A 19,921-nucleotide genomic window follows, 5' to 3' on the forward strand; every position below is an offset into this window, starting at 1 on the left:
TTACCTCCTCTCAAACACTACGCTGTGTTGATTATCTTCTTGTTTTCTTATCGTCATCCGTATGGCCTTTGTACGTACGCGTTGGAGCGAATTCGCCCAATTTGTGTCCGACCATATCTTCCGTTACGTATACTGGCACGTGTTTACGACCATCGTATACACCAAACGTATGTCCGATAAATTGTGGGAAAATTGTAGAGCGACGGGACCAAGTTTTGATCACGACTTTTTTGTCCGACTCGTTCAAAACCTCTACTTTTTTCAGCAAGTAACCATCAATGAATGGTCCTTTTTTGAGACTGCGACCCATTTATGAATCCTCCCTTCGTTAAAACGTTATCGTTCCTTAAAATGTTAACGTGCGACTTAAGCGCACGTTTCATTACTTAGTACGACGACGAACGATGTATTTATCAGATGCTTTACCTTTTTTACGTGTTTTGTAACCAAGGGTTGGTTTGCCCCATGGAGACATTGGAGATTTACGTCCGATTGGAGCGCGACCTTCACCACCACCGTGTGGGTGATCGTTAGGGTTCATAACAACACCACGAACTTCAGGGCGTTGTCCCAACCAACGACTACGACCAGCTTTACCGATCTTAACAAGTTCGTGGTCTTCGTTACCAACAGAACCGATTGTAGCACGGCAAACTTTCAGAATGCGGCGAACTTCACCGGAAGTCAAACGAATTGTTACATACTTCTCTTCTTTACCAAGAAGTTGGGCTTCCGTACCAGCAGCACGAACGAGTTGGCCACCTTTACCCGGTTTCAATTCGATGTTGTGGATAACCGTACCTACAGGAATGTTTTCCAATGGCAAGGAGTTACCGATTTTGATGTCGGATTCCGGACCGGATACCACTTCGTCTCCTACTTTCAAGCCTTTAGGAGCGATGATGTAACGTTTTTCACCATCCACATAGTGGATAAGTGCGATGTTGGACGTACGGTTCGGATCATATTCGATCGTAGCAACGCGGCCCGGTATTCCATCTTTGTTACGTTTGAAGTCAATAATACGGTATTTACGTTTGTGTCCGCCGCCTTGATGACGAACTGTAATTTTACCTTGGTTATTGCGTCCAGCTTGCTTGCTCAGAGGTGCCAGCAACGATTTCTCGGGCTGATTTGTTGTGATCTCCTCGAAAGTAGATACAGACATTGCACGTCTGGCCGGGGACGTTGGTTTATACTTTTTAATTGGCACTGAGTTTCCCTCCTTACTTTACAGTTTCAATTATACCGTTTCAAAAAACTCAAGCGGCTTACTGTCTTTGCTCAGCGTTACGAACGCTTTTTTCCACTCGCTCGTATAGCCGGAATGACGTCCGTAGCGTTTTGGTTTTGCAGGAACACGAAGCGTATTTACGTTACTTACTTTCACGTTAAAGATCGCTTCGATTGCTTTTTTAATTTCGACTTTGTTAGAACGAATGTCAACTTCGAAAACGTATTTCAAGTCATTCATCATGCCAGCCGTACGTTCGGTGATAACCGGACGTTTGATAATATCACGAGGATCCTTCATTACGCGAGCACCTCCTCTACCTTCTGAACTGCTTCCTTCGTAATGATCAGTTTGTCGTGTCCAAGCACGTCAAGAACATTAATGCCGTCTGCGGATACAAACTTCACACCAGGAATATTACGAGCGGACAGTGCTACATTATCATCATAGCTAGGAGCTACGATCAATGCTTTACGATCAACTTTAAGGTTATCCAAAATGGCTGCGAATTCTTTCGTTTTAGGTCCGTTCAGTGTAAGAGCGTCCAATACGATGATTTCATTCTCAATCACTTTGGATGACAATGCCGATTTGATCGCCAGACGACGAACTTTTTTAGGCAATTTGTAAGCATAGCTGCGTGGAGTCGGACCAAATACAGTGCCGCCACCAACCCATTGCGGTGCACGGATCGAACCTTGACGAGCGCGACCAGTACCCTTTTGTTTCCAAGGTTTACGTCCGCCGCCACGTACTTCAGACCGTCCTTTTACTTTGTGAGTACCTTGACGCAGGGAAGCCAATTGCATAACAACAGCATCATGAAGAACGTGTTTATTCGGTTCGATACCGAATACAGCATCGTTCAATTCAATTTCGCCTACTTGGCTGCCGCTAATATTTAAAAGTGCTACTTTTGGCATTTCGTGTTCCTCCTTTCTTCAGTTGTTTATTTTTTCACCGTTTCTAATACTTTAACGAAGCTGTTTTTAGGTCCTGGAATAGAACCTTTCACGAGCAATACATTACGTTCAGTATCGACTTTAACAACTTCAAGACGTTGAATCGTTACTGTTTCATTACCCATATGTCCTGGCAGGTGTTTGCCTTTAGGAACGCGGTTAGCTTGGATGGAGCCCATGGAACCTGGACCTCTGTGGTAACGCGAGCCGTGCGCCATTGGTCCGCGGCTTTGTCCCCAACGTTTGATAACGCCAGCAAAACCTTTACCCTTAGAAATACCTGTTACGTCAACGAATTCGCCTTCTGTGAAGACATCAGCCTTCAGTTCTTGGCCAACCTCGTACGCAGCAAGGTCGATGCCACGAAGTTCACGAACGTAGCGCTTAGGTGCAGTATTTGCTTTTTTCGTATGCCCTGCTTCAGGTTTATTGGATCTTTTTTCTTTTTTATCAGAAAAACCGAGTTGAATCGCTTCGTACCCATCGTTTTCCTGATCTTTCTTTTGCAGAACAACACAAGGTCCCGCTTCGATAACCGTAACAGCAAGCACGTTACCTTCAGGGGTAAACACTTGAGTCATTCCGAGTTTTTTTCCTAAGATACCTTTCATGTTGACACCTCTTTTCTTTTCCTAATCACATATTACAATTTAATTTCGATATCTACACCGGACGGCAGATCCAAGCGCATCAAGGCATCCACAGTTTGTGGAGTAGGGTTAACAATGTCGATCAAACGCTTGTGTGTGCGCATTTCGAATTGTTCCCGAGAATCCTTGTACTTGTGCACCGCACGGAGAATAGTAATAACTTGTTTTTCAGTTGGCAGCGGAATTGGTCCGGATACACCAGCGCCCGAACGTTTAGCTGTTTCAACAATTTTCTCAGCGGATTGATCAAGAATTCTGTGATCGTAAGCTTTCAAACGAATACGAATTTTTTGCTTTGCCATTTTAGTCCCTCCTTCTATCGCCCAATTTGGTATCGGACATACTCCGTGAAAATTTTCCGACAGCCCTCCCATGGCAAAGGGGCCGGGTGTGTCAGTAACCTCTCACATCATCGCACAGTCACAAACAACATTAGTTATTATATCTAATAGTTCTGCCTATTGCAAGCAAAAACGAAAAAACAATGCATCTTATTTTCAAAAAGATAGAATTGCGCCCGTAGCTCGCCTTTCATTCAAGAGAAAAGCCCCCGCACCAGTGCAGGGGCTCGTTTAGCTTCGTTCCAATACAATGTTACTCGTTCCAGTACAATGTTACTATATTCAAGGCTTGCAGCCTTATTATTTAGAGATTGTTGCTACGGCACCGGCGCCAACTGTACGGCCACCTTCACGAATGGAGAACTTAGTTCCTTCTTCGATTGCGATTGGGCTGATCAGTTGAACAGTAACCGTAATGTTGTCGCCAGGCATTACCATTTCGGAACCTTCTGGCAAAGTGATGATACCAGTTACGTCAGTTGTACGGAAGTAGAACTGTGGACGGTATCCAGTGAAGAAAGGTTTGTGACGTCCACCCTCTTCTTTAGTCAAAACGTAGATTTGAGCAGAGAATTCTGTATGTGGATTAACAGAACCCGGTTTAGCCAATACTTGGCCACGCTCGATTTGTGCACGATCTACACCGCGAAGCAGTGCGCCGATGTTGTCACCAGCTTGAGCGGAGTCAAGCAATTTACGGAACATTTCAACACCTGTTACAACGGATTTACGGGATTCTTCTTGGATACCGATGATTTCGATTTCGTCGCCCACTTTAACAGTACCACGCTCTACACGGCCTGTAGCAACTGTACCACGACCAGTGATGGAGAATACGTCCTCGACAGGCATAAGGAAAGGCTTGTCAGTGTCGCGTTCTGGAGTTGGGATGTAAGTGTCGATTGTTTCGAACATTTCAACGATTTTCTTAGCCCAGTCGCCTTCTGGGTTTTGCAGTGCTTCACGAGCGGAACCACGAGTGATTGGAGTGTCGTCGCCTGGGAATTCGTACTCGCTCAGCAAGTCGCGAACTTCCATTTCAACCAGTTCCAACAATTCTTCGTCTTCAACCATGTCGCATTTGTTCAGGAATACAACGATGTAAGGAACGCCTACTTGGCGGGACAACAGGATGTGTTCGCGAGTTTGTGGCATTGGGCCATCAGCTGCGGATACAACCAGAATCGCTCCGTCCATTTGTGCAGCGCCAGTGATCATGTTTTTAACATAGTCGGCGTGACCTGGGCAGTCAACGTGTGCATAGTGACGGTTAGGTGTTTCATATTCCACGTGTGCAGTGGAGATTGTGATACCGCGTTCGCGCTCTTCTGGAGCTTTATCGATTTGGTCGAATGCTACAGCAGCACCACCGTAAGTTTTGGAAAGTACAGTTGTGATTGCAGCAGTCAAAGTTGTCTTACCATGATCGACGTGACCAATAGTACCGATATTAACGTGCGGTTTGTTACGTTCAAACTTAGCCTTTGCCATTTGAACAATTCCTCCTCAATAACTTGTTTTATTTTTAGGCTGCCGGATACCTCTTGGTAAAACCTTGAGTATACCGATCAGCTAATACACTGTATTACTCGCCGCCTTTGGTTTTGGCAACGATCTCTTCGGCAATGCTCTTCGGAACTTCTTCATAATGATGAAGCTCCATGGAGAACACACCGCGTCCTTGTGTACCGGAACGAAGAGTAGTCGAATATCCAAACATTTCGGACAATGGAACCATTGCGCGAATAATTTGGGCACCACCACGGGAATCCATACCTTCAATCCGACCACGACGGGAGTTCAACATACCCATTACGTCACCCATGTATTCCTCTGGAACCGTTACTTCAACTTTCATAATCGGCTCAAGCAATACTGGTTTACATTTGTCTTTCGCTGCTTTCAGCGCCATTGAGCCGGCAATTTTAAAAGCCATTTCATTGGAATCGACATCATGGTATGATCCATCCACAATTGTAGCTTTAACGTCCACAAGCGGGAAGCCAGCCAGGACACCGTTTTTCATTTGCTCTTCAATACCAGCAAGTGCAGGTCCGATGTATTCTCTTGGAACAGAACCACCGACAACCTTGCTTTCAAACTGGCTACCAGTACCTGCTTCGAGTGGTTCGAACTCAACCCATACGTGACCGTACTGACCACGACCACCGGATTGACGAACAAACTTACCTTCAACACGTGCTGGAGCGCGGAATGTTTCACGGTATGCTACCTGTGGTTTACCAACATTGGTTTCCACTTTGAACTCACGACGCATACGGTCAATGATAATGTCCAAGTGAAGCTCACCCATACCTGCCAAGATGGTTTGACCAGTTTCTTCGTTAGTTGAAGCGCGAAGAGTTGGATCTTCTTCGGTCAACTTGCCGAGTGCAACTGCCATTTTGTCTTGGTCAGCTTTGGTTTTAGGCTCAACCGCGATTTCGATAACCGGATCAGGGAAATTCATGGACTCGAGAATAACAGGATTCTTCTCATCACACAGTGTATCACCTGTACCTGTATCTTTCAAACCTACGGCTGCCGCAATATCACCGGAGTAAACTTCAGTGATTTCTTGACGGCTGTTCGCATGCATTTGAAGAATACGTCCGATACGTTCGCGTTTGCCCTTTGTTGCATTCAATACGTATGAACCGGATTGAAGTACACCAGAGTATACGCGGAAGAATGTCAACTTACCAACGTAAGGGTCCGTCATAATTTTGAAGGCCAATGCAGAGAAAGGCTCTTCATCAGAAGAATGACGTTCAACTTCCGTACCATCTTCCAGATGACCTTGAATACTTGGTACATCAATAGGAGCTGGCAGGTAGTCAACAACAGCATCCAGCATCAACTGAACACCTTTGTTACGGTAAGAAGATCCACAGATAACAGGGAAGATTTTAACTTCTACAACACCTTTGCGGAGAGCGGCTTTAATTTCTTCAACCGTAATCTCTTCGCCTTCCAGGTATTTCATAGTCAAATCTTCGTCCAGTTCAGCAACCTTCTCAATCAATTCGTTGCGAAGTTCTTCAACTTGATCTTTGAATTCCGCAGGAATTTCGGTTTCTTCGATATCTTGACCAAGGTCATCTTTGTACATATGAGCCTTTTGTGCAACAATATCAATGATACCTAAAAAGTCATTTTCAGCGCCGATTGGCAATTGAATCGCAACTGCGTTCGCTTGAAGGCGATCACGCATGTCAGAGACAACATTCAGGAAATCAGCACCAATGATATCCATTTTGTTTACATATGCGATCCGTGGAACGCCATAGCGATCAGCCTGTCTCCATACGGTTTCGGACTGAGGCTCAACGCCTTCTTTCGCACTGAAAACACCAACTGCTCCGTCCAATACACGAAGGGAACGTTCAACTTCTACAGTGAAGTCAACGTGCCCCGGGGTGTCGATGATATTGACGCGGTGACCTTTCCAGGCAGCGGTCGTCGCAGCGGAAGTAATCGTGATTCCGCGCTCTTGTTCTTGTTCCATCCAGTCCATTGTCGCAGCGCCTTCGTGAACTTCACCGATTTTGTGCGTACGGCCTGTGTAGAACAAGATCCGCTCTGTTGTTGTGGTTTTACCCGCGTCAATATGAGCCATGATCCCGATATTACGTGTATTTTTCAAGGAGAACTCTCTTGCCATGAAATGGGTCTCCCTTCAAAATTGAAGTTATTTTTTTGAGCTGAATCCTACCAACGATAGTGAGCAAACGCTTTGTTCGCTTCAGCCATTTTGTGAGTGTCTTCACGTTTTTTCACGGAAGCGCCTGTGTTGTTGGAAGCATCGATAATCTCAGCCGCCAAACGCTCTTCCATAGTCTTCTCGCCGCGGTTGCGGGAGTAATTTACGAGCCAACGTAATCCCAGGGACGTACGTCTTTCTGGTTTTACCTCGATTGGTACTTGGTAGTTGGCACCGCCGACACGGCGTGCTTTAACTTCCAGGACTGGCATGATATTCTTGATAGCTGCTTCAAAAACTTCCATCGGGTCATTCCCCGTACGTTCTTGGATAAGCTTGAACGCATTGTACAGAATGCTTTGAGCAACGCCTCGTTTTCCGTCGAGCATGATGCGGTTGATCAAGCGGGTAACCAACTTGCTGTTGTATACCGGATCTGGCAACACGTCTCTTTTGGTAACTGGACCTTTGCGTGGCATGGATATCCCCCTTTCTTACATGTTAAACCTGCATATGCGGTTTATATTCATTAGGATTTTTTAGCTTTAGGGCGTTTAGCGCCGTATTTGGAACGAGCTTGCATGCGGTTGTTTACGCCTGCAGTATCCAAAGCACCACGAACGATATGGTAACGCACACCCGGAAGGTCTTTTACACGACCGCCACGAATCAGCACTACGCTGTGTTCTTGAAGGTTATGTCCAATACCTGGAATGTAAGCAGTCACCTCTACACGGTTCGTCAAACGAACACGAGCATATTTACGAAGTGCGGAGTTTGGTTTCTTTGGAGTCATAGTACCTACACGAGTGCACACTCCGCGTTTTTGCGGGGCACTGATGTCGGTAGCTTCACGTTTCAAGGCATTAAAACCTTTTTGCAAAGCCGGTGATTTCGATTTCTCGATTTTGGCTTGACGTCCTTTACGAACCAGTTGGTTAATAGTTGGCATGTTGGTTGCCACCCCCTTCCTCAATTTTTGCTGTTGCTTTACAAACCTCATCTAAGCCCACAGAGCCAGGCGGTTCATAAAAGAACAAATGAAAAGTCTTTGCCGACAAGAATACAATTCCCTAGACAAAAACGTTCCTTACCCTATTGTTTTACGATAGCAGCCATTGCGGCCCCCACTTCAATCCCACATGCAGCTCCGAGATTTTTCATTGTGTCTACGAGAGTCACTTTGACTCCTTGCTTGTTGCACAAAGCAATGATGTTGGAAGTGAGACGCTGATCTGCGTCTTCTGCCACATATACTTCAGAGGCGAAGCCCAATTCTACCATACGAATGGTTTGTTTGGTACCGATTTTGACATGAGCATCTTGCAGTCCCTGTTCTTTAGACATATCTCATTCCTCCGAAAAGACCCAATAGCATATAGGCTGCTCACGCACCTTTGCTATATTAGCATTGACTATTAACAATGTCAAGATAATTATCAGCTATAATTCACTTGATCCAAGCTATCACGTTCATTCTCAGAAAAAAGCAACGGAACATCGCCTGCTGAAGCCTTTATGCAAGGCTCCAGCAAGGTATAAGATGCCCCGGGCCATTAATGTTTTTTATTAATCAGCTGAAATCGGCTCAAGTTGCTCAGATGAGGTTTGTTCCTCTTCCGGCTGGGCAAATTTCACACTACGGTAGCGGTTCATACCTGTTCCCGCAGGAATCAATTTACCAATAATTACATTCTCTTTCAGACCAAGCAACTGATCGACCTTGCCTTTAATAGCAGCATCGGTCAGGACACGAGTAGTTTCCTGGAAGGAAGCTGCAGACAAGAAGGAATCAGTTTCCAGAGACGCCTTGGTAATACCGAGCAGAACCGGTTTAGCTACCGCTGGCTCTTGTCCGCTGAGAATCGCTATCTTATTCGCATTTTCATACTCATGTACATCAACAAAGGAGCCTGGAAGCAGCGTCGTGTCACCCGCATCAATGATACGGATTTTACGCAGCATTTGACGAATCATAACTTCCACGTGCTTGTCGTTGATTTCTACACCCTGATTTCGGTATACACGCTGAACTTCCTGAAGGATATAGTTTTGTACCCCGCGAATACCTTTAATGCGCAGCATTTCTTTAGGGTCGATTGAACCATCCGTCAGTTCATCCCCGGCTTCAACGGTCATGCCTTCGCTTACACGCAGACGTGAACCATAAGTTACCGAATAAGTCTTCGTTTCAGCTTCACCTTGAATGTCGATTTCACGACGGTCTTTACCTTCACGAACTTCTTTAACTACACCGTCAATTTCACTGATGGTAGCCTGACCTTTAGGATTACGCGCTTCGAAAAGCTCCTGGATACGAGGCAAACCTTGTGTAATATCGTCGCCCGCTACACCGCCTGTGTGGAACGTACGCATGGTGAGCTGTGTTCCCGGTTCACCGATGGATTGCGCCGCGATAATACCAACCGCTTCACCAATCTCAACGTGTTTACCAGTAGCCAGATTACGACCGTAGCACTTTTTGCAGACACCGTGTTTGGCACGGCAGCTTAGTACGGAACGAATTTGAACCTTCTCTACACCAGCTTTAACAATTGCTTCAGCCTTGTTGGAGTCAATCAGTTCGTTACGTCTAGCCAAAATCTCGCCAGTCTCCGGATGACGTACCGTTTCAAAGCAATAGCGGCCTTCCAAACGATCATACAGGTCCTCAATTACTTCTTTACCGTCCTGGATACGGCTTACTGTAAAGCCTTTATCCGTTCCGCAGTCATCTTCGCGCACAATAACATCCTGCGCCACATCAACGAGACGACGAGTCAGGTAACCAGAGTCAGCCGTACGAAGGGCCGTATCCGCCAAACCTTTACGCGCTCCGTGTGTGGAGATGAAGTACTCGAGTACTGTCAGACCTTCACGGAAATTCGATTTAATTGGGAGCTCGATAATACGACCGGATGGATTCGCCATCAGTCCACGCATACCGCCAAGCTGGGTAATCTGTGATTTGTTACCACGCGCTTTGGAGTCTACCATCATCATGATGGAGTTATAGCGATCCATGGACTTCATCAGCACATCAGTAATATCATCTTTTGCTTTGGACCAGATATCGATAATTCGGTCATAGCGTTCCTCGTTCGTAATCAGACCACGACGATACTGATTCGTTACGACTTGCGCTTTGTCCTCAGATCCCTTAAGAATCTCTTGTTTTTCCACTGGCACAATTACGTCCGCCACAGCAACAGTTACACCCGCACGAGTGGAATACGTAAAGCCAAGCTGCTTGATCTTATCCAGAATTACAGCTGTTTCTGTTGTATGGTAAATTTCAAAACAACGGGCGATGATGTTACCAAGGTAATCCTTGCCCACCCCGCTAGCTTGCGGAGCGTTTTGAATAGCATCCGTAAGATTTACACCCTTCTCGTAAACAAAGAACTCCTCCGCAGTACCGTAGAGCAGGTTTGCGCGGGTAGCGTCATTGATGTACGGGAAGCTTGCTGGGAAAATCTCATTAAAGATAATTTTACCCACTGTTGTAATCAGCATTGCATCTTGTTGTTTCTCTGTAAAGCTCGTTTTATTCAAAGCTCTAACCGGAATAGCTACACGAGCATGAAGCCCCGCTGTACCACGCTGGTACGCCGAGATAGCCTCATTCGGGTTGCGAAGGATCATATTGCTTCCTTCTTCTTCCTTGTTATCCATAGTCAAATAGAACGAACCAAGAACCATATCCTGGGAAGGAGTAACAACAGGCTTGCCGTCTTTTGGATTCAAAATGTTGCCGGATGCCAGCATGAGCAAACGAGCCTCTGCCTGAGCTTCCGCAGACAACGGAACGTGAACCGCCATTTGGTCACCGTCAAAGTCAGCATTGTATGCCGTACATACGAGCGGATGCAAACGAATCGCACGACCTTCAACCAAAATCGGTTCAAACGCTTGAATACCGAGTCTATGCAGCGTAGGGGCACGGTTAAGAAGAACCGGATGCTCCTTGATTACTTCTTCGAGCACATCCCATACTTCTGCGCTCACACGCTCTACTTTGCGCTTCGCGCTCTTGATGTTGTGTGCCAGACCTTTGTTCACAAGCTCTTTCATAACAAAAGGCTTGAACAGTTCCAGCGCCATTTCTTTCGGTAAACCGCATTGGTACATCTTCAAGTACGGACCTACTACGATAACGGAACGACCGGAGTAGTCAACACGTTTTCCGAGCAAGTTTTGACGGAAACGACCTTGTTTACCTTTCAGCATGTGGCTGAGGGATTTCAAAGGACGGTTACCCGGACCTGTAACAGGACGACCACGACGGCCATTATCAATCAGAGCGTCAACAGCTTCCTGCAGCATCCGTTTTTCATTTTGCACGATAATATCTGGCGCACCCAGATCTAACAGGCGTTTCAGACGGTTATTACGGTTAATAACACGGCGATACAGATCATTTAGATCGGAAGTAGCAAAACGTCCGCCATCCAACTGTACCATTGGACGAAGCTCAGGAGGAATTACAGGCAGTACGTCCATGATCATCCAATCCGGCTGGTTGCCAGAGTTACGGAACGCCTCAATAACTTCAAGACGCTTGATGGCACGATTACGACGTTGTCCTTGAGCTGTACGCAGCTCTTCCTTCAGGAATTCCAGTTCTTTATCGATGTCCAAATCTTGAAGAAGCTTTTTAACCGCTTCGGCCCCCATACCTGCTTGGAAACCGTACCCGTATTTTTCACGGTAGCTGCGGTATTCTTTTTCGGACAGAAGCTGCTTTTTCTCCAGTGGCGTATCTCCTGGATCAGTTACAACATAAGATGCGAAGTAAATGATCTCTTCGAGAGATCTTGGAGACATATCAAGAGCAAGACCCATGCGGCTTGGAATACCTTTGAAGTACCAAATGTGCGATACAGGGGCAGCCAACTCGATATGTCCCATGCGCTCACGACGAACCTTAGCGCGGGTAACTTCTACACCACAACGGTCACAGACAACGCCTTTATAGCGTACACGTTTGTACTTACCGCAATGACATTCCCAATCTTTCGTAGGTCCAAAAATTTTCTCGCAAAATAGTCCTTCTTTTTCCGGTTTAAGCGTACGATAGTTAATCGTCTCCGGTTTTTTGACTTCTCCGCGGGACCAAGAACGAATCTTCTCGGGGGAAGCAAGCCCGATTTTCATATATTCGAAATTGTTAACGTCCAACAAGGAGCAACCCTCCTTAACCAAATCCTGAGTTTTTAGGTTTGATACCGCCCGGCAGCACCGGGCGGTATCAAGAAGCCCATTCCATCCTAGGATGGATCAAGGCATATGACAAAGCTGATAGATTCAGTCAGCGATCCAACTACTCTACGCCAACCTCAGAGCCTTCCAGATTCAAACTCAGCTTATCGCCGGTTGTATCATCCTCGTCATCAAGCTCTCTCATTTCGATCTCTTGTTCGTCTTCGGACAGAATCTTCACGTCCATACCCAAGCTTTGCAGCTCTTTGATCAAGACCTTGAATGATTCAGGAACACCCGGTTCAGGGACATTTTCACCTTTGACGATGGATTCGTAAGTTTTAACACGTCCAACCACATCATCGGATTTCACAGTTAAAATTTCCTGAAGCGTGTACGCCGCGCCGTAGGCTTCCAGTGCCCATACTTCCATCTCCCCGAAACGCTGACCACCGAATTGAGCTTTACCGCCCAATGGTTGTTGCGTAACGAGAGAGTAAGGACCCGTAGAGCGGGCATGAATTTTATCGTCAACCATGTGCGCAAGTTTAATCATGTGCATGACACCGACAGTAACTTCACGTTCAAAACGATCGCCTGTACGTCCATCATACAACACAGTCTTACCATTACGCTGCATACCTGCTTCTTCCATCGTATCGAACACGTCGTACTCCTTGGCACCATCAAATACTGGCGTAGCCACATGAATACCAAGACGCATTGCAGCCATACCCAGATGGACCTCGAGCACCTGTCCGATGTTCATCCGTGAAGGTACGCCCAGCGGGTTCAGAACAACCTGTACTGGTGTACCATCCGGCAGGAATGGCATATCTTCCTCAGGCAAGATACGGGCAACGACACCCTTGTTACCGTGACGTCCAGCCATTTTATCGCCTTCGGAGATTTTACGTTTTTGAGCAATGTATACGCGTACCAGCTGGTTCACACCTGGTGGCAGCTCATCGCCATTTTCACGTGTAAATACTTTAACATCTACAACGATCCCGTCAGTTCCGTGAGGAACTCGCAAGGAAGTATCGCGAACTTCGCGTGCCTTCTCACCAAAGATCGCATGCAAGAGACGCTCTTCGGCTGTCAGCTCAGTCACACCCTTAGGTGTTACTTTACCAACGAGAATGTCACCTGCGGCGATTTCAGCACCAATGCGAATGATGCCGCGCTCATCCAGATTACGAAGCGCTTCTTCACCAACATTCGGAATATCACGAGTAATTTCTTCAGGTCCAAGCTTCGTATCACGAGCCTCGGATTCGTACTCCTCGATATGGATCGAGGTGTATACATCCTCCTTGACCAGCTTCTCACTCAGCAGGATCGCATCCTCGTAGTTGTAACCTTCCCAAGTCATGAAGGCCACGACAACGTTACGTCCCAATGCCAGCTCGCCCATCTCTGTGGAAGGACCATCTGCAAGAATATCGCCAACTTTGACAATATCACCTCTGTTAACAATCGGACGCTGGTTGATGCATGTTCCTTGGTTAGAACGCATAAATTTGTGTAATTTATACTTAACAATGTCGCCTTTTACTTCAGCGCCGTCTACAGTTTCAATACGACGCAGCCAAATTTCATTAGCCGAAGAACGTTCGATTACCCCGTTGTACTTGGACACAACGCAAACACCGGAATCCTTTGCAGACTTATGCTCCATTCCTGTTCCAACCAAAGGAGCCTTTGGAATCAGAAGCGGGACAGCCTGCCGCTGCATGTTGGAACCCATCAATGCGCGGTTAGAGTCATCGTTCTCCAGGAACGGAATCAGTGCAGTTGCGACCGATACGACCTGTTTAGGCGATACGTCCATGTAATCAACACGGCTACTCGCCATTGGAATAATGTTATCAGATTGCTTGTTATAGCGGACAATAACGACTTCATCCTTAAAGGTGTTTTCCTCAGTCAATTCCGCATTTGCCTGAGCTACGATGTAGTTATCTTCCTCATCAGCAGTCAGGTAATCAATCTGATCTGTAACTTTTCCGGTTTTCGGATCTACCCAACGATAAGGAGCTTCGATAAATCCGTACTCGTTGATTCGCGCAAAGGTAGACAAGGAGTTAATCAAACCAATGTTCGGTCCCTCCGGTGTCTCGATAGGACACATACGGCCGTAGTGACTCGGATGGACGTCACGTACCTCCATGCCCGCGCGCTCACGTGTCAAACCACCAGGTCCGAGAGCGGACAAACGACGTTTGTGTGTCAATTCAGCAAGCGGGTTTGTCTGATCCATGAACTGAGACAACTGGGAGCTACCAAAGAACTCTTTAATCGAGGCGATTACCGGACGTATGTTGATCAGCGCCTGTGGCGTAATTACATTGGCATCCTGGATCGACATTCTTTCGCGAACCACACGTTCCATACGGGACAAACCGATGCGGAACTGGTTCTGGAGCAACTCACCTACAGAACGCAAACGACGGTTACCCAAGTGGTCAATATCGTCTGTGCTTCCGATTCCGTGAAGCAAGTTAATAAAATAACTGATGGAGGAAATAATATCGGCAGGCGTAATATTCTTAACCGATTTATCAATATTTCCGTTAGCAATCAGTTTTACAACTTTACCATCCTCAATTGGTGAGAATACATCAATCGTTTGCAGTGGAATATCATTGCTTTCCAGTACGCCACTAGCAACATGATACGTACGGTGTCCAACCGATTCTTCCAGTTGAGCCAAAATTTCGTCCAACAGGCGGCGATCCACCATTTGCCCTGCCTCAGCGATGATTTCACCAGTTGTCGTATCAATCAGGGTCTCAGCTAGCCGTTGATTGAACAGACGGTTTTTGATGTGCAGCTTTTTATTGATTTTGTAACGGCCTACGTTGGCCAGATCATAACGTTTTGGATCAAAGAAGCGTGCAACGAGCAAGCTCTTTGCATTATCCAGTGTAGGTGGCTCACCCGGACGAAGACGCTCATAAATCTCAATCAGCGCTTTCTCGGTAGAGTCGGTATTGTCTTTATCAAGCGTGTTACGGATATATTCGTCATTGCCGAGCAAATCCAAAATCTCAGCATCAGTGCCGAAGCCTAGCGCACGCAGCAACACCGTAACCGGAATTTTACGGGTACGGTCAATCCGGACATAGATAATGTCCTTCGCATCCATCTCCAGTTCGAGCCAAGCCCCCCGGTTAGGAATTACCGTTGCGGTGTATGTTGTTTTCGCATTCTTGTCGACTTTTGTGCTGAAATAGACGCTGGGAGAGCGAACCAACTGGCTGACAATAACCCGTTCCGCACCGTTAATAATAAACGTACCCGTTTCAGTCATCAGCGGGAAGTCTCCCATGAATACTTCCTGCTCTTTCACTTCCCCGGTTTCTTTATTAATAAGCCGGACTTTTACCCGAAGCGGTGCTGCATACGTTACGTCGCGTTCCTTTGCGTCGTCAACGGTATATTTAGGTTCTCCGAGAGAGTAATCGATAAATTCCAAAATCAGGTTTCCTGTGAAATCCTGAATCGGTGAAATATCCCGAAACATCTCCCGTAATCCTTCCTCCAAAAACCAATCATAGGATTTTTGTTGGATTTCAATCAGGTTCGGAACCTCGAGTACCTCATTAATACGTGCATAACTGCGCCGAGTGCGTCGACCATATTGAACAAGATGTCCTGCCAACTTAAACTCACCCCTCATGTCTACTCACTTTAAAAATACATTGCGAACCTCTGTTTGTGACCTTATAATAAGACACATACAGAAGATTCGATCTTACAAATACAGAAAAGCCCTTACTCGAATGCATTCGAAAAAAGAGCGACGTATCTGCAGAATCCTCTTGCCGGAAGATCTTCATCACTTGTAGATTTGCCCAAAATGATTATATTATACGTAATAGAGATACATACTATACCCTTCTACGCATAAACCTATTGACATTTCAACAAACTAAAGCCATGGAGGGCATCCTAATACTGACATTTTATAATGATATCACAGACCAGGATTCAAGTCAATGGTCCTATTGCATTTTCCTGAATTTTTTTTGGCCTTCAAAATTCGATAGCCTTTATCCTTCGTAACTTCCTCCACACTACCGAAAAGACTCTCGATTTTAGCACTTGCTGAAGGAGCCCCCTGCTTTTTCTGAATGACCACCCACAAAGCTCCACTTTCGTTTAAATGCTCATACGCCAACTCAAAAATGGCATGCACGGTTTCTTTCCCTGCACGTATAGGGGGATTCGTCAAGATCACGTCAAAATGCTCATGTTTCACTTCCGCGAACAAATCGCTCTGCTTAATAGTGACATTCTTAATCCCATTTCGTTCTGCGTTTTCCTTTGCCAATTGAACGGCTCGTTCGTTAATATCAATCATCGTAACGTGGCCCTCTGGCACAAGCGTTGCTGCCGTCAACCCAATCGGTCCATATCCGCATCCTACATCTAGCACCGAGGCCTGTACAGGAAGCTGCATCGCTTCAATGAGCACACGGCTGCCGTAATCAATCCCCTGTTTTGAAAATACACCTGAATCACTGGCAAAACGGTATGTCCGTCCCCTCAGCACTGTCTCCAGGCTCCGTCGTTCATGCGCCGCCTCTGGCCGTTTAGAGTAATAATGATCAGCCATTCATGACCACCTCTTTCGGTTGTAATACCATCATAGCCCTTACGATCACGTTTCAGACATGTTGGCACTACCGTTTTACAGCAACAAACCCCTTGAAGATCACCTCAAGGGGTTTGTTTTCGTACATTGTCTACTAGTTAGCAGTCAATTATTTTACTTCTACAGAAGCGCCTGCTTCTTCCAATTTTGCTTTAACGGATTCAGCTTCTTCTTTAGCAACTTTTTCTTTCAGTGGTTTTGGAGCGTTGTCAACCAATTCTTTTGCTTCTTTCAGGCCAAGACCTGTGATTTCGCGAACTGCTTTGATAACGTTGATTTTGGAAGCGCCAGCACTTGTCAAAATTACGTCGAACTCGGATTGCTCAGCTTCTGCTGCGCCACCTGCTGCGCCACCTGCTACAGCTACTGGAGCTGCTGCAGTTACGCCGAATTCTTCTTCGATTGCTTTTACAAGATCGTTCAATTCCAATACGGACATACCTTTAATTGCTTCCAAGATTTGCTCTTTACTCATGGTTGAACCTCCATTTAAATTCGAATTTTTTTGTTCTTAACTGCTATACAGCAGGTTTAATCCCAAACTTATGCACTTTGCTCTTCTTTTTCCGCAACCGCTTTAACTGCAAGCGCGAAGTTGCGCATAGGAGCTTGAAGCACGCTGAGGAGCATAGAAAGGAGACCTTCGCGGGATGGCAGTTCTGCCAGCGCTTTGATTTCCTCAACACCGATAACGCGACCTTCTACAACTGCGCCTTTCAGTTCCAGCGCATTGTTTTTCTTAGCGAAATCGTTCAAGATTTTAGCTGCAGACACAGCATCATCTTTGCCGAACGCGATTGCAGTAGGACCTGTCAATACCGCGTCCAGTTCAGTCAATTCTGCTGCCGCAGTTGCGCGACGAAGCAGCGTGTTTTTCAGCACTTGAAATTCGATTCCGGCTTCGCGAAGCTGCTTACGCAGCTCAGTTACTTGGGCAACATTCAGACCGCGATAGTCTGCAACCACAGTCGTTACGCTCTCGCGCAATTTTGCAGCTACAACTTCAACAGCCTCTTGTTTTGCTTGAATCACCTTTGCATTTGCCAAACTGTACACCTCCTGATCAATTTATCCGCTTTGTTCGAAACACCTGCTCCGGCACTCTCCCAAAGCTGCTTTCTTGAGCATGAAAAAAGCCTCCGTAGAGTACGAAGGCTTGATAAATCCACATGGACGGGGCAAGCCCGTCACATGAAACGTTCTATCATAACACCTCGGTAGGAAATTAAGCTCGAAAGCACCTACTGTCTACGGTAAGCATATTCAAATTTAATGGCCAGTCACAAGGACTCACAACTTTTACATAATAACAAATTTGATTGAACGTGTCAATCAAAATATTATCTATAAACAGATGCGTTCACACGTGCGCTTGGTCCCATAGTCGAAGAGATAGCGATGTTTTTCAGGTATACACCTTTAGCAGCCGCTGGCTTCGCACGGTTCAAGGCCTCAATCAAGGCTTTAAGATTCTCGTTCAGTTGTTCAGCACTGAAGGAAGCTTTGCCGATTGGTGCATGAATTTGACCCGCTTTGTCGAGACGGTATTCGATTTTACCGGCTTTAATTTCTTGAACAGCCTTGGCAACGTCGAAAGTAACTGTGCCTGCTTTAGGGTTAGGCATCAAGCCTTTACCACCGAGCAAACGACCCAGTTTACCAACCTCACTCATCATATCAGGTGTCGCAACGCAGACGTCGAATTCGAACCAGCCTTGTTGGATTTTGTTGATCATATCTTGATCGCCAACAAAATCAGCGCCAGCTGCTTCCGCTTCTTTCGCTTTGTCACCTTTTGCAAATACCAGAACGCGTTGTGTTTTACCTGTACCATGCGGCAGGACAACAACACCACGAACAGCCTGGTCTTGTTTACGGGAATCTACGCCCAGACGAACTGCTGCTTCAACGGTTTCGTCGAATTTAGCAGTTGCAGCCTTTTTCACCAGTTCAACGGCTTCCAAAGGCTCATAAGTCGCTTCGCTGTCAATCAGCTTAGCGGCTTCCAGGTATTTCTTACCATGTTTAGCCATTATGTTTTTCCTCCTTATGTGGTATTAGCGGATATTCCTCCCACACTTGCCGGACAGTCAAACTGCCGGCACACGTAGATCAATAAATATTAATCTACGATGGTGATACCCATGCTGCGAGCAGTACCTTCAACCATACGCATTGCCGATTCTACGGAAGCTGCGTTAAGGTCAGGCATTTTTTGCTCTGCAATTTGACGAACAGCAGCGCGATTTACAGTTGCAACTTTCGTTTTATTCGGTTCACCGGAACCTTTTTCGATTTTAGCAGCAACTTTCAACAGAACAGCAGCCGGTGGAGTTTTCGTGATGAACGTAAAAGAACGATCCTCAAATACGGAAATTTCAACCGGGATAATCAGACCTGCTTGATCAGCAGTACGAGCATTGAACTCTTTACAGAATGCCATGATGTTGACACCTGCTTGACCCAAAGCTGGACCTACTGGAGGCGCTGGATTAGCTTTCCCTGCAGGAATCTGCAGTTTTACCATTTTAATTACCTTTTTTGCCATGGATGACACCTCCTTGACTCAATAGTGGTAGACGGACCTATTGATCCTCCCACAAGAAACCTGTAAGAAAAATCTATATTTTCTCCACTTGAGTATAATCCAACTCAAGCGGGGTTTCCCGTCCAAACATGTTGACGTGAACCTTAAGCTTGCTCTTCTCAACCAAAATTTCTTCCACGGAGCCCACAAAATTCGCAAAAGGACCAACTTTAATTCGCACGGATTCCTTAACATCGAATTCAATCTTCGGTTTCGGCTCTACCATGCCCATATGCTTCAGAATCTGTTCAACTTCTTCCGGAAGCAATGGCGTCGGCTTGGAACCCGAGCCTGTCGACCCTACAAATCCCGTAACACCTGGTGTGTTGCGAACAACATACCAAGAGTCGTCGGTTTGGACCATTTCGACCAAGACATAACCAGGGTATACTTTACGCATAACGGTCTTTTTCTTACCGTCCTTGGTTACCAGTTCTTCTTCCATCGGAACAAGAACACGGAATATCTTGTCTTCCATGCCCATGGACTCAACGCGTTTTTCCAAATTGGCTTTGACCTTATTCTCATACCCTGAGTAGGTATGAACGACGTACCATCTTTTTTCCATATCAAGCCACC

Annotated in this window: 19 protein-coding genes and 1 other annotated feature; all 19 genes read right to left on the reverse strand. The window is 46.1% G+C overall.

Features of this window, described 5'->3' with window-relative positions; translation table 11 throughout:
• Window positions 1-31: 31 nt before the first annotated feature.
• The 19 genes from rpsS to nusG all read right to left on the reverse strand — a co-directional run bounded on the left by rpsS (window position 32) and on the right by nusG (window position 19,910).
• Window positions 32-310, reverse strand: a complete 279-nt coding sequence (gene rpsS / locus L693_RS0101065; protein ID WP_007432579.1) for a 30S ribosomal protein S19 — start codon at window positions 308-310, stop codon at window positions 32-34.
• A 72-nt stretch (window positions 311-382) separates the two neighbouring features.
• Window positions 383-1,213, reverse strand: a complete 831-nt coding sequence (rplB, locus tag L693_RS0101070) for a 50S ribosomal protein L2 (RefSeq protein WP_025715680.1) — start codon at window positions 1,211-1,213, stop codon at window positions 383-385.
• 30 nt (window positions 1,214-1,243) lie between these two features.
• Complete coding sequence (rplW, locus tag L693_RS0101075; protein WP_007432581.1) at window positions 1,244-1,534, reverse strand: 50S ribosomal protein L23; 291 nt, start codon at window positions 1,532-1,534, stop codon at window positions 1,244-1,246.
• On the reverse strand, window positions 1,534-2,157 hold the full coding sequence (gene rplD, locus L693_RS0101080) for a 50S ribosomal protein L4 (protein ID WP_025715682.1): 624 nt from the start codon (window positions 2,155-2,157) through the stop codon (window positions 1,534-1,536). The genes rplW and rplD overlap by 1 nt, the downstream gene beginning before the upstream one ends.
• Window positions 2,158-2,183: 26 nt before the next feature.
• On the reverse strand, window positions 2,184-2,807 hold the full coding sequence (gene rplC / locus L693_RS0101085; RefSeq protein WP_025715683.1) for a 50S ribosomal protein L3: 624 nt from the start codon (window positions 2,805-2,807) through the stop codon (window positions 2,184-2,186).
• Window positions 2,808-2,839: 32 nt separating this feature from the next.
• On the reverse strand, window positions 2,840-3,148 hold the full coding sequence (gene rpsJ / locus L693_RS0101090; RefSeq protein WP_006676490.1) for a 30S ribosomal protein S10: 309 nt from the start codon (window positions 3,146-3,148) through the stop codon (window positions 2,840-2,842).
• A gap of 339 nt (window positions 3,149-3,487) precedes the next feature.
• A complete protein-coding gene (tuf, locus tag L693_RS0101095; RefSeq protein WP_007432584.1) occupies window positions 3,488-4,678 on the reverse strand; it encodes an elongation factor Tu in 1,191 nt (396 codons plus the stop codon).
• Window positions 4,679-4,772: 94 nt separating this feature from the next.
• A complete protein-coding gene (gene fusA / locus L693_RS0101100; RefSeq protein ID WP_025715684.1) occupies window positions 4,773-6,851 on the reverse strand; it encodes an elongation factor G in 2,079 nt (692 codons plus the stop codon).
• A 47-nt stretch (window positions 6,852-6,898) separates the two neighbouring features.
• On the reverse strand, window positions 6,899-7,369 hold the full coding sequence (gene rpsG / locus L693_RS0101105; protein WP_007432586.1) for a 30S ribosomal protein S7: 471 nt from the start codon (window positions 7,367-7,369) through the stop codon (window positions 6,899-6,901).
• Between the two features lie 50 nt (window positions 7,370-7,419).
• Window positions 7,420-7,842, reverse strand: coding sequence for a 30S ribosomal protein S12 (gene rpsL / locus L693_RS0101110; RefSeq protein WP_007432587.1), 423 nt, complete (start codon window positions 7,840-7,842; stop codon window positions 7,420-7,422).
• A gap of 143 nt (window positions 7,843-7,985) precedes the next feature.
• Window positions 7,986-8,237: a ribosomal L7Ae/L30e/S12e/Gadd45 family protein gene (locus L693_RS0101115; RefSeq protein ID WP_007432588.1), complete on the reverse strand. Its 252-nt coding sequence runs from the start codon at window positions 8,235-8,237 to the stop codon at window positions 7,986-7,988.
• Window positions 8,238-8,459: 222 nt separating this feature from the next.
• The gene (gene rpoC / locus L693_RS0101120; protein ID WP_025715685.1) at window positions 8,460-12,074 is read right to left on the reverse strand and encodes a DNA-directed RNA polymerase subunit beta'; all 3,615 of its coding nucleotides are present in this window, start codon (window positions 12,072-12,074) and stop codon (window positions 8,460-8,462) included.
• A 139-nt stretch (window positions 12,075-12,213) separates the two neighbouring features.
• Entirely contained in the window at window positions 12,214-15,759 is a 3,546-nt protein-coding gene (gene rpoB, locus L693_RS0101125; protein WP_007432590.1) for a DNA-directed RNA polymerase subunit beta, read from the reverse strand.
• Between the two features lie 315 nt (window positions 15,760-16,074).
• Entirely contained in the window at window positions 16,075-16,716 is a 642-nt protein-coding gene (locus tag L693_RS0101130; protein ID WP_025715686.1) for a class I SAM-dependent methyltransferase, read from the reverse strand.
• Between the two features lie 148 nt (window positions 16,717-16,864).
• Window positions 16,865-17,230, reverse strand: a complete 366-nt coding sequence (gene rplL, locus L693_RS0101135; RefSeq protein WP_013373275.1) for a 50S ribosomal protein L7/L12 — start codon at window positions 17,228-17,230, stop codon at window positions 16,865-16,867.
• Window positions 17,231-17,298: 68 nt separating this feature from the next.
• Window positions 17,299-17,802, reverse strand: coding sequence for a 50S ribosomal protein L10 (gene rplJ, locus L693_RS0101140; protein ID WP_025715687.1), 504 nt, complete (start codon window positions 17,800-17,802; stop codon window positions 17,299-17,301).
• A gap of 73 nt (window positions 17,803-17,875) precedes the next feature.
• Window positions 17,876-18,027 (reverse strand) — a sequence feature (ribosomal protein L10 leader region).
• A 68-nt stretch (window positions 18,028-18,095) separates the two neighbouring features.
• On the reverse strand, window positions 18,096-18,788 hold the full coding sequence (rplA, locus tag L693_RS0101145; protein WP_025715688.1) for a 50S ribosomal protein L1: 693 nt from the start codon (window positions 18,786-18,788) through the stop codon (window positions 18,096-18,098).
• Between the two features lie 89 nt (window positions 18,789-18,877).
• Complete coding sequence (gene rplK, locus L693_RS0101150) at window positions 18,878-19,303, reverse strand: 50S ribosomal protein L11 (RefSeq protein WP_007432595.1); 426 nt, start codon at window positions 19,301-19,303, stop codon at window positions 18,878-18,880.
• A gap of 73 nt (window positions 19,304-19,376) precedes the next feature.
• A complete protein-coding gene (gene nusG / locus L693_RS0101155) occupies window positions 19,377-19,910 on the reverse strand; it encodes a transcription termination/antitermination protein NusG (RefSeq protein WP_007432596.1) in 534 nt (177 codons plus the stop codon).
• Between the last annotated feature and the right edge of the window lie 11 nt (window positions 19,911-19,921).

Origin of the sequence: Paenibacillus sp. 1-18 (assembly GCF_000520755.1) — a bacterium.
Lineage (GTDB): Bacteria > Bacillota > Bacilli > Paenibacillales > Paenibacillaceae > Paenibacillus > Paenibacillus brasilensis.